At 39.6% G+C, this 12,026-nt stretch carries 9 protein-coding genes; 7 read left to right on the forward strand and 2 right to left on the reverse strand.

The genetic code is table 11. From position 1 onward, the window contains the following. Positions 1–7 precede the first annotated feature (7 nt). On the forward strand, positions 8–496 hold the full coding sequence (locus H5187_RS04220; RefSeq protein ID WP_145235284.1) for a CinA family protein: 489 nt from the start codon (positions 8–10) through the stop codon (positions 494–496). Positions 497–564: 68 nt separating this feature from the next. Further along, the gene (gene recA / locus H5187_RS04225; RefSeq protein WP_145235287.1) at positions 565–1,611 is read left to right on the forward strand and encodes a recombinase RecA; all 1,047 of its coding nucleotides are present in this window, start codon (positions 565–567) and stop codon (positions 1,609–1,611) included. 198 nt (positions 1,612–1,809) lie between these two features. On the opposite strand, the gene H5187_RS04230 is transcribed toward recA, so the two are convergent. Beyond that, the gene (locus H5187_RS04230; protein WP_145235291.1) at positions 1,810–2,973 is read right to left on the reverse strand and encodes a DcaP family trimeric outer membrane transporter; all 1,164 of its coding nucleotides are present in this window, start codon (positions 2,971–2,973) and stop codon (positions 1,810–1,812) included. A gap of 307 nt (positions 2,974–3,280) precedes the next feature. Here H5187_RS04230 and acs point away from each other — a divergent pair, with 307 nt between their 5' ends. Both acs and H5187_RS04240 read left to right on the forward strand, forming a co-directional pair. Continuing rightward, positions 3,281–5,221 carry an acetate--CoA ligase gene (gene acs / locus H5187_RS04235; protein WP_182783735.1) on the forward strand — a complete coding sequence of 647 codons (1,941 nt, stop codon included), beginning with the start codon at positions 3,281–3,283 and terminating at the stop codon, positions 5,219–5,221. 97 nt (positions 5,222–5,318) lie between these two features. Continuing rightward, complete coding sequence (locus H5187_RS04240) at positions 5,319–5,972, forward strand: response regulator transcription factor (protein ID WP_145235295.1); 654 nt, start codon at positions 5,319–5,321, stop codon at positions 5,970–5,972. Between the two features lie 76 nt (positions 5,973–6,048). Here the strand turns inward: H5187_RS04240 and purU are convergent, their stop codons facing one another. Next, on the reverse strand, positions 6,049–6,879 hold the full coding sequence (purU, locus tag H5187_RS04245; RefSeq protein ID WP_182783733.1) for a formyltetrahydrofolate deformylase: 831 nt from the start codon (positions 6,877–6,879) through the stop codon (positions 6,049–6,051). 229 nt (positions 6,880–7,108) lie between these two features. On the opposite strand from purU, the gene H5187_RS04250 reads away from it, so the two are divergent. The 3 genes from H5187_RS04250 (at position 7,109) to H5187_RS24550 (ending at position 11,984) form a co-directional block, all read left to right on the forward strand. Then, positions 7,109–10,006: a PKD domain-containing protein gene (locus tag H5187_RS04250; RefSeq protein WP_182797568.1), complete on the forward strand. Its 2,898-nt coding sequence runs from the start codon at positions 7,109–7,111 to the stop codon at positions 10,004–10,006. Positions 10,007–10,213: 207 nt separating this feature from the next. Next, positions 10,214–10,483: a hypothetical protein gene (locus H5187_RS04255; RefSeq protein WP_145235301.1), complete on the forward strand. Its 270-nt coding sequence runs from the start codon at positions 10,214–10,216 to the stop codon at positions 10,481–10,483. Positions 10,484–10,631: 148 nt separating this feature from the next. Next, positions 10,632–11,984, forward strand: coding sequence for a PQQ-binding-like beta-propeller repeat protein (locus H5187_RS24550; RefSeq protein ID WP_259398733.1), 1,353 nt, complete (start codon positions 10,632–10,634; stop codon positions 11,982–11,984). The last annotated feature ends 42 nt before the right edge of the window (positions 11,985–12,026 follow it).

A 12,026-nucleotide genomic window follows, 5' to 3' on the forward strand; every position in this document is an offset into this window, starting at 1 on the left:
GCTGAATATGGAATTACATCAAGAGATTAAAACACTTGCTGCGCAGTTAGGCGCTATTTTAACGGATAAACGCTTATGGATCACTAGTGCTGAATCATGTACTGGTGGTGGAGTGAGTTATGCGTTAACAGATACCCCTGGCAGCTCGGCTTATATTGACCGTGCATTTGTAACATACAGTAATCAAGCTAAGCAGGATTTACTAGGGGTTACAGAGCAAACCTTAACTTTATACGGCGCAGTGAGTGAGCAAACTGTTTTGCAAATGGCCGCGGGTGCGTGTAAGGCCGCAGGGGCAGATATTTCGGTTGCAGTATCGGGTATTGCAGGTCCAGGTGGTGGCAGTACAGAAAAACCAGTAGGTTTAGTATGGTTTTGTATTCAAATTGGCGAGAAACAGTATCCGAGCCAACAGATATTCGCAGGCGATAGAGCGCAAGTTAGGTTGCAAGCTATTGTTTACTCATTAAAAACCATTATAGAAAAGATAAATTAATAAAATTAGCTTGATACTGTGATTTCATACAGTATACTTGTCTGCATTAGCCGGATTTGGAGAGTAAAATGAACGATAACAAACAAAAAGCGTTGGACGCTGCTTTATCTCAAATTGAACGTCAATTTGGTAAAGGCTCAATAATGAAATTGGGTGACAATAAAGCGTTAGATATTGATGCTATATCAACAGGCTCTCTGGGCATTGATATCGCATTAGGCATAGGTGGTTTACCTATGGGGCGTATTGTTGAGATATATGGCCCTGAATCATCAGGTAAAACAACGCTAACATTACAAGTTATTGCTGAAGCACAAAAAGAAGGTAAAACCTGTGCTTTCGTTGATGCTGAGCATGCACTTGATCCAATTTATGCCCAAAAATTGGGTGTAAATATTGATGAGTTATTAGTTTCACAACCTGATACAGGTGAACAAGCACTTGAAATTTGTGACATGTTAGTACGCTCAAGCGCTGTTGATGTGGTTGTTGTCGATTCGGTTGCGGCATTAACACCGAAAGCTGAAATTGAAGGCGACATGGGTGATTCACACATGGGCCTACAAGCACGTTTAATGTCACAAGCATTACGTAAGCTAACTGGTAATATCAAACGTTCAAACACTTTATGTATTTTCATTAACCAAATCCGTATGAAAATTGGTGTTATGTTTGGTAACCCAGAAACCACTACTGGTGGTAACGCACTTAAATTCTACGCGTCAGTACGTTTAGATATTCGTCGTATCGGTTCTGTTAAAGAGGGCGACGAAGTGGTGGGTAACGAAACCCGCGTTAAAGTGGTGAAAAACAAAGTTGCTCCTCCGTTTAAGCAAGCTGAATTTATCATCATGTATGGTGAAGGCATCTCTAAGCATGGCGAGCTAATTGACTTAGGTGTTAAGCATAAGCTAGTTGAAAAAGCAGGTGCTTGGTATAGCTACAATGGTAGTAAAGTTGGTCAAGGTAAATCAAACTCAATTAAGTTCTTGAAAGAGAACCCTGAGATCTCTAATGAGATTGAAGGTAAGTTACGTGATATGTTGCTATTAAAAGCAACAATTAAGCCTGACGATGTTGAAGATACAGTGTTAGCAGATGATGCTGAGCTTTAAAAGTATTTAATAAGCGCGATTTGACCCGCACTTAACATTAAAAAAGCCGCTAAATAATATTTAGCGGCTTTTTTGTATTTGTAACAGCCAATACCTTAAGCCAATTGGGTGTAGATAATTTAACTTTGATAAGGTATATCACAGGCATAAAAAAGCGGCCAAAGCCGCTTAAGGAAGTAATATAATTTTAGTTTTAGCTTAGAACGCGTATTTAACTGAGAACTGCAGGCGATCTAAATCACCATCAACGCCACTTTCTGTTTCACGTTCTGCATGCTTTAACTCAGCACCAAACGTTAAACGTTTAACTGGTGAGTATAAAATATTAGCGCTATAGCTTTGGCTAGATTCAGTTGGGTCACCGGTAATCGTAAGCAAATCAGTGTTATTGTCTGCTGAGAAGAACGAGTAAAGGAATGTTGAGCGCCATTGGTTATTCCAATTGTGCTGGTAAGCGATAAACCCTGATGTAGAGTCAATTGCATCTAGCTCATCACCATTAAGCACTGCACCATGCGCAACATTTAAGCCAACGTAACGACCTAAGCCTTTACCTTGGGTAAGCATAAATTTAACGTTGTCTTGGCCAACTTTAAACATACCTGATGCACTAATACCAATTGATGTTTCATCAGCGTCAAGGCCGCCCACTTTATAAGTAAGTTGACGAGCAAGCGCTGCAACCACTAAGTTACCCCAATCAGCAGTATGTGTGTAACGTGCTGTGAAATCCGGTAATGATGCATCATCGGTTACAGCCATACCATTTGAAGTTGTAATTGTACTTTCAGGGTTTTCTAACGAGAAAGACCATGCGCCAGTTGTGTATTTAACTTGTGCTTGGCGAACAAATACCGTGCCTTCAGCTGGACCTACAAAATCAAGAGTTTCAGGCAGTGCACCAACATTTTGGAAGTTTGACCATGTTTGACCAAATAACCAGCCGTCGTAAGAAATAAATGCGTGGCGAATACGTGGCGCGTATGAGTTAGATACGCGCTCATTACCGCCAGCAGCAGATGCTAAAAAGTCTATTTCGATTTTACTACTTATGGTTTTGCCGTTGTCTAGGAGTGTTGATGTGCCAAAATTAAAACGAGACTGACGTGCGTGCATATCAAATACAGCATCAGAGTTGTTGTCGGCACCGACTGTTAATGTACTTGGTACATAAAAGTCACGCCCTACATTTGTACCTGCAGGCGCACCAGCTGAATAATCACTCCACATTGCATCGAGTTTTATATAACCGCCATAAGTTACATCAGTGCCACCGATGGTTGCGGCTTGTGCTGTAGCTGAAAGCGCGCACAATACGGCTGTGGCAGTAAGTGTTTTTAATACTGTTGATTTTGTTGTCATAGTCAAAGTCCTATTCGGGGCTGCTTGTTGCATTATTATACTTGTGTTGTGATACCACTTTTGATTAAGTATGCTTTTTACTCAATTACCTATTGGTCTATTAGACTAAGGTGGCAAGCTTGCCATCTCAGTATAAACATATCATTAACATTTTGTATTGATAGCGTAAAATGATGAAATTTTAAAACAATTTGAGCGTACAGTGAAATAAATCAAAGATAATACAACTAAGGTCTAATACTTTCGCCCGCTATGCTGGGTGATCCTTAAGATAGGCCTTAGGCAAGTAATTAAAATGGAGACGACTATGTCACAAAGTATCTATCCAGTTCCTGCACATATCAAGAATGCAGCCTTAGTTGATAACGATAAATATAATACACTTTACAAGCAATCTATTGATGATCCAGAAGGTTTTTGGGCAGAGCACGGTAAACGTCTCGATTGGTCAACACCTTTTACTAAAGTAAAAAATACCTCTTTTGATAAAGGCCATATCAGTATTAAATGGTATGAAGATGGCGAGCTTAATGCTTCGTACAACTGTATTGATCGCCATCTGGCAACTAAAGCAGATAAAACGGCATTGATTTGGGAAGGTGACGATCCTTCGCAAAGTGAGCACATTTCTTATCAACAACTGCATGACGAAGTGGCAAAATTTGCCAACGGTTTGAAAAAGCTCGGTGTTAAAAAAGGCGATCGTATTGCTATTTACATGCCTATGTCACCGCAAGCTGTTTATGCAATGCAAGCATGTGCGCGTTTAGGTGCAATTCACTCGGTAGTCTTTGGTGGTTTCTCACCATCAGCAATTGCTGATCGTATTAAAGATTCTGGTGCTAAAATTGTTATTACTTCTGATGAAGGGCGTCGTGCAGGCAATACAGTGCCGCTGAAAGCAAATGTTGATGAAGCCGTTGCACAACAGTCGGTCACAACCATCGAACACGTTGTTGTACATCAGTTAACGGGTGGCGAGGTACAATGGCATGAACATGATGTATGGTGGCATGATTTAGTTGCTGATCAAGCCCCAGACTGTGCACCAGAACCGATGAATGCAGAAGATCCACTCTTTATTCTTTACACTTCAGGTTCAACAGGTCAGCCTAAAGGGGTGGTTCATACGACTGGTGGTTATTTAGTATATGCATCGATGACTCACGAATATGTATTTGATCTAAAAGAAGATGATATCTTTTGGTGTAGCGCCGATGTGGGCTGGATCACAGGTCACAGTTACATTGCTTACGGCCCATTAGTTAATGGTTGTACGCAAGTCTTATTTGAAGGTGTACCCACTTACCCAACCGCAGGACGTATGGGTGAAGTAGTCGATAAGCATAATGTTACAATTTTATACACAGCGCCAACGGCAATTCGTGCACTGATGGCCAAAGGCGATGAACCAACAGCGACTTCAAACCGCGATAGCCTACGTATTTTGGGCTCGGTGGGTGAGCCAATCAACCCAGAAGCATGGACTTGGTATTACGAAAACATGGGTAAAAGTAACTGCCCAATTGTTGATACTTGGTGGCAAACTGAAACTGGTGGCATCATGATCACACCTTTACCAGGTGCAATTGATATGAAACCTGGTTCTGCAACCCGTCCATTCTTTGGTATTGCGCCAGCATTATTTGATGCTGAAGGTAATGCTCTGGAAGGCGCAGTTGATGGTAACTTAGTTATTCTTGATAGCTGGCCATCACAAGCTCGTACAGTTTACGGCGATCATGAACGTTTTGAACAAACTTACTTCTCAGCTTATCCGGGTGTATACTTTACTGGAGACGGTTGTCGTCGTGATGAAGATGGTTACTACTGGATCACCGGCCGTGTTGATGACGTATTAAACGTATCAGGACATCGCTTAGGTACTGCCGAGATTGAAAGTGCACTGGTTGCTCACCCTGCGGTTGCCGAAGCTGCTGTAGTAGGTTACCCGCACGATATTAAAGGCCAAGGTATTTATGTTTACCTAACGCCAAACGAAGGTATAACGGTCAGTGACGAATTAACCAAAGAAGTTCGTAACTGGGTTCGTAAAGAGCTTAGCCCAATTGCATCGCCAGATATGATCCAATGGTCACCAGGTTTACCTAAAACCCGCTCAGGTAAGATCATGCGTCGTATTTTACGTAAGATCGCTGCAAATGAGCACGAGCAATTAGGTGATACCTCAACACTTGCAGACCCTGGTGTGGTTGATGAATTAATCGAGAACCGATTAAATCGTTAAATATGCGTTAAAAACTTGATTAGAAGTTGATTCTAAACGTAGTATATCGGCTGTCAGCTATTTGATAGATGGCAGCCGAATTCATTAGGAGTGAACCATGAGTCAGTTTTTAATAGCGGATGACCACCCGTTATTTCGCGAAGCACTAAAAGGGGCATTAACGGCAAAGTTTGATGGTTTAGAGGTTTTTGAATCTGAAAATTTTGAAACTACATTGCAAGTGCTTAGTGAACAAGAAGATTTAGATATCTTACTACTAGACCTACATATGCCCGGCAGTGGCGATTTATATGGCCTAATTCGCATTCGTGAAGATTATCCAAGCTTGCCAATTGCTGTTGTCTCTGGCAGTGAAGATATCAATATTGTTTCAAAAGTTATGAGCTACGGGGCGATGGGATTCATTCCTAAGTCATCATCATCAGATGATATTGCCGGAGCAATTAATCAAATACTCGATGGCGATGTATGGCTACCACCTGAGCTTAAAGACAAAGTAGCGAGCGTTACCAATGAAGATAAAGAAATCGCCGCTCAAGTAGCCTCCCTTACCCCACAGCAATATAAAGTGCTGCAGTACTTACACGAAGGTTTGTTGAATAAACAGATCGCTTATGAACTACATATTTCAGAAGCAACGATCAAAGCGCACATCACCGCGATATTCCGTAAGCTTGGAGTGTATAACCGCACGCAAGCGGTGTTGATAGCTGCAAAATTACAACTCGAACCTATCGAGCAAACACATTAAGTACAGTATAAAAGTAGTCAATAATAAAAAAAATAAAGAGGCGTTGAGCCTCTTCATTCTACTCTATTTCTAGAACCTAGCTAAATACGACGGTTCGATTACCATTAATAAATAGCTTATGTTCTGATGCTAATTGCAGTGCTTTACAAAACACTGTTTTCTCTACATCTTTGCCCATTTTAGCCATCATTTCAGCGGTGTTTGCATGGTTTACATGGGTGACGTCTTGCATAATAATCGGCCCTTCATCAAGCTCATTATTAACAAAATGCGCCGTCGCACCAATGATCTTCACACCCCGTTCAAATGCCTGATGATACGGTTTTGCACCGATAAAAGCAGGTAAAAATGAATGATGAATATTGATAATTTTACCGTCAAAACGGCCTACAAATTCAGGGCTTAAAATCCGCATATATTTGGCAAGGCCAATGATATCGGGATTGTAGCTGGCAATTAAGTCACCCACTTGCAGGTCGTGTTCAGCGCGTGATAACCCTTCATGGCTGACCACATGAAACGGCACATCAAAGCCCTTCGCCAATGGCGCTAAGTCAGGGTAATTAGCAATCACAGCCAATACTTCAATATTCAGTGCTTGCTCAAATTGCTTTAGCAATACGCCCCCTAAGCAGTGGGCTTCTTTAGTCGCTAGTAACACCACTTTAGTTTTCTCGTCAGTGTGCAGTGCTAATTGCGCGCCATCGGGTAACAAAGCTTGTAATTGATTTAAAAAATCTGGATGTGGTTGGCCCGTTAGTTCAGTGCGCATAAAAAAGCGCTGAGCATCTTTATCTACAAATTCATTATTGCGGGTAATATTTAAATTATGCTGATGACAAAGCCCGGTGATTTTCGCTATTAAGCCGACATCATCGGCACATTGCGTGGTTAGTATCGTGTTCATTTTTCCTCATTCTAATCCCGTGAACAGTGGCTCCATTATTTGTTAATTTGTCACAATAGCAAGGGCTTTATTGAGAAATTCAGTATTGCCTAAATTGCTATAAGTGGAAAATAAAAAAATATTTTAATTTTGTGAGAAATTATTATACAGATTTCGTTATGGGTTATTTATTGTTCATTATCTTATTATCGTCAGGTAGACAAAATATAACAACGAAAGGGATAATTTTATGAATCTAATTAAATCAATGCTTGCGGCATCTATTTCGCTGGCTTTATTGTCTGGCTGTGAATCTGATTTTGTTGATCACCCTGATGAGCCTATAAATACCGCACCAGTTATTAGCGTAAGCGATACAGCAGTAGTTGAAAAACAAGCTATTTCAATCAGTGCCACAGTGCAAGATGAAGGCCCCGTTACTTATCTTTGGAGCCAAAATGCAGGGTTGTCAGTTGCATTAGAGAACACCAATACAGGGACTGTTAGCTTTATTGCGCCAAGTGTTAGCGAAGATAAAAAAATATCTTTAAATTTAACTGTTACAGATAGTGAAGGTTTAACGAGTGAAAAAAATGTTGTAGTTGATATTCAACAGCAGCTGGTTAAATTATCACTGGAAGGCATAGCAACAGATTCCCCCTTAATTGACGCGGCTATAAAAGCCAAAATAGGATCGCAAGAGTTCACGACAACGACAAATAGCGATGGTTATTATAGCTTAGAGTTAGCACTTGACGATGATGCTGATATGAGTCAATTGGTGACAATTGAAGCACAGGGTAAAGAGCAACAACAAGCCGCTTTGTTGCAGTCACGACTAATGAGCTTTGCAAGCTTAAAAACGAAAGCGGGCGATGACGCTGTACTTACTAATGACGAAGACTTTTCGGTAAATATTACTAATCTAACCACAGCAAAGTCGGCGCTTTTGGCGCGAGAAAATTTATTCGTAGACATTAAAAGCGAGCAAGACTTGAAACGCTTGTCGAATGAGATTAGTGCTGATGAGCTCGTTAAGGTTGCTACGACTATAAAAGTTATTTTGGACAAATCAACGAGCAATGAATTATTTGCTTTACCCGAGGGAGTAAATAATGTTTTAGAGCTGGCTTTAGATAATGAAAAAATGACTCAGTATATTAAAAAAGTGGAGCAAACGCCCGAGTTTAGCCAGGCCCAAGAAGAAATGCTAGCTGATGAGAAGGTTGTTCAGTCTACAAAGAGTAATAACATTAAAACTTTTTACTATAATCGTGGCAATTTATCTATTAATCAAGTTATTGAATTAGATAACGACGGCACTGGTCGTTACCTTCTTCAAAATTATGATGGTCGCTTCGACTGGATATATCAAAACGATGTGTATACCTTAAATAATCCTGAAGGTTTTTATGCTTATCAGACTACTGCTGATATTGAAATTGATGGTGAAACAAAGCGGGTTCGCCAAGAGGTTACTACTTATAAAGCAGAGCTAAAGTTAATTGCGGCAACTGAAAATGGTTTTTTAGTCAAAGAAACTGAGTATAAAAATGTAGAGTACCCAGATGGTGAGTTAGAAAATTATCAACTCACTAACGAGTCTATCCTTAAAGTATTCACTCAAAATGAGCAAGTTGATTTTACCTTCGCGCAAACTCAAAACCCTATTGCATTGCCTGCACCGCATATTTTCGTTGATCAAGTATCTCTTGGTGCGATTACGTTAATGTTAAATGACGATGGAACAGGTGCTGTTTCAGAGCTTGGAAATACGCCTATTACTTGGCGAATGATAGAAGATAATAACAAACAGTCATTACATATCACACTGAGTGATTACGATAATGAAACAATACTATTTAGGCAATTAACAAGTGATGGTGATATTGCAACGTTTGCTGCATTTAGTGAATTTGACGGAATTAAAAATGCGAGTGTAGGTACTGGCAGCATTATCGACGAATCAGAGACATTCAATATTGCAACAATCCCTGGAATATATAGCTACAACTTTGATGGTAAGAGTTTAGATGAGTTTTGGTTTGAGCTTTGGCCTGATGGCAAAGCTATTTCGATGAGTGTGTACGACAGCAATGAGGATGGGCAATTATCAGTTGCTGAAAGTCGAATTTATGCTGGTAACTGGCATCTTGATGATGACATTCTTACAATAACGCGAAACCTAAATGGACGAGATGATTGTTACTACGTTGAGCAAGATCCTAATTGCTGGTTGTGGAATACTCGGCAATGGAAGCTAATTGAACAGATCGAAGATACTATTTATGTAAATAACATGCATCAATTTACCTATAGCCAAGGTGAGGAACCAAGAGAGAAAACGTTCGATAATCGCAAGTTTAATCGAGCAACTGAGCGGCCTATTTCGTCTCCACTACCTGATGAAATTTTACAACAGATAGGCTATCAGCCCCCTGTTTCTTTGACTGGCCTAATTAGCCCTAATAACTACTTGGGTAAGCGTTTGTATTTTACAGATCATGATTATAAAGTGGAAGGCGAGCTTGGTTATTTTCAATTTGATGACAATAACTCATTTCAATATTATCAAGATAACAACCTATCAACAGGGACTTACCAGATATTTTCTGATAATCAATTAATATTACGCGATGGTTCATCATTAATGTATGGGGCTAATTATAGTTTATTAATTGGCTCGAGTAATGTGGTAATTGCTACTTTTGAAGAGCATATTTGGCCGCATTTTACTAGCGAAAACGATGCCAAAGAATACATGAGTATTGTTGCCGACAATAAACCAGTAAGTAACGTCGAACATTTAATCGGGCGCGATATATATATGGTCGACCGAGATCGAGATGATCAGTGGGTGGTTAGTTATTTGAAGTTTGATGAAGATAAAATCACAATTTATAGTGATGAAAGTTTCACAACCATTAATACAGAGCTTGATTACAGTGTTGATGACACAGGCATGATTAGCTTCCCGGGTGATCAAAATACAATGTACTTATCGTTAGTGACTGATGAGTTTAATATTATTATTACTAATGATGTAGGAAATAGCAGTAAAGATTTTAACTATTTCTTATTTGATCAGCAAAAAGCAAAAGATTTTGTTAACAACACAAATGCATTAAGAGAAAGCGCACAGCGTTAACTCCACTTACAATCTTTTAGTTTTAACAAAAATAAAGCGCGATAATTTTTATCGCGCTTTTATTCGTTTTAGTGGCCTGCAAAATTACCGTCGCAGAGATTTTATATCACGTAAAATGTGTAAATGTTAGGTTATAAGGCCGACGCGGGGTAAACCCTTAAAAGAACGGGGGTAAACCCGCTGTTATGGTGTTGTATGGAGGTGATTGTGGCTCGTTTAATTTTTTGTTGTTTGATGGTTGGTGTTTTACCAGGGTGCGCGATGAGTGACCCATCTGCAGAGATTGATGAAAATCAGTATGTATATCCTTATAAATGTACACATAAAGGAGAGGTTGAATATCATTCAATCACGGCACGTGAGCCTTTAAGTAAAGCGTTTTTAGCTAAAATGCAAAATGCATTGCACGAGGGCTTTGAGCTAGACCCTAATAGTTGCGTGCCTGTAGAGGCAATACCAGACGCTAAGAATAAGTAATTCGTCTCAACGATTTAGTAACGCCATTAAGACAGATAAAAATATTTTAAATTTATGAGAAAAATTTAACTTCTATTCGTGTCTGTCATTGTTGTGATTTCTTCGTAAAATTTATTTAGCTATAAATAATAACTATCTAAGGAATTACATGAAGTTACAGTTTGAATCACCTAAAGTTAAAACATCAATTTTATTCACGTTCAGTCTTCTTCTATCTGCTTGTGGAGGTGGTAGCGATGACTCACAAACTACAAAATCTGATGCAGATAAACAGCCAGATAAAGTAGAAGCGTCGCGCTTAGTGTGGGAAAAATTATTACCAACAACAAGCTTTGCTTATTACTCGTCACCGGCACTTAGTGCTGATGAGCAAACAATTTATATAGGCACAGCTAAGAATGTACGCAATGACCCCGCAGGCAGTGATTTGATGGTAGCTTATAACCGCAATGGCAGTGAAAAGTGGCGTTACACTTTGCCTAATGGTGAAGAAGTGCGTTCAAGCCCTGTTGTACATAATGAAAATATTTATTTCACTGTTGATAAGCGAGTAGGTGAGTTTGAAAAAGCATATCGCGATTTAGTAGCTCTAAATAGTAGCGGCGAGCAAATGTGGCGTCAACGCGTATCTGATTATGGCTTTCAAACAGGTTCTGGTTTAACCAAGGTTGCGGCTTTTGAAGGCCAAGTTATATATACCGGTTTAGATATCCGCGCTTTTAATGCGCAAACGGGTGAGAGCTTGTTTGAGCGTTTATGTAACTGTGCAGAGCGACAAGACCGATTTGTAAATGGAGCGGTAAATCACAATGGAGAATTGGTATTTTATGATGAAGGGCGTGTACTTAAGCTTGATTTAAATAGTTATGAGTTAGTTGGCGAATTCAAAGATATAGACACCTTTGAAGGTGACTTGGTTTACTCTACTCCAGCTATTGATTCTAACAATAATATTTACTTTGGGTCTGAAGCCGGAGTTTTATACAGCTTTGATGATAATTTGGATCTTCGTTGGCAGTTTGAGTTAACAAACCCGCAGGTGTTCGAGGCGCCATACATTCGCTCATCGGTAGCGATAGATGAGTCGCGTAGTACGATTTATTTTGGTACAAAAAATAATGATGATAGTGAGTTTTACGCACTCGATATCAATGATAAAAGTATAAAATGGCAAGTGGCAATTACCGGTGATGTTTATGTGTCTCCTACCATTGGCGATAATGGTAATGTGTACTTTTCTTCAGAAAGTAATTTACTTTATACATATAAACCAGATGGCACGCTTGCATGGCAATATGATTTAAAAGCAAATGTAACTTGGTCTTCTCCAGCTATCGATAGTCAGGGGGTTTTATACATAGGTACTTTATCTGAAAGTAATGTATCGGCCGCAAGTGCAACAGGTAAGCTTGTGGCTATTCAAACCGACAGCACAGGTTTAATGCCTAATACTTGGTCTAAAATTCACCGGGATAATCAAAATAGTGGCGTGGTTAAGTAAAGTTAAAGTAAAGCAGTCGCACTAGTGTGCGATTGCTTTAAC

The sequence above is a fragment of the Pseudoalteromonas sp. SG44-1 genome (assembly GCF_014164315.1).
In the GTDB taxonomy this organism is placed as follows: domain Bacteria; phylum Pseudomonadota; class Gammaproteobacteria; order Enterobacterales; family Alteromonadaceae; genus Pseudoalteromonas; species Pseudoalteromonas rhizosphaerae.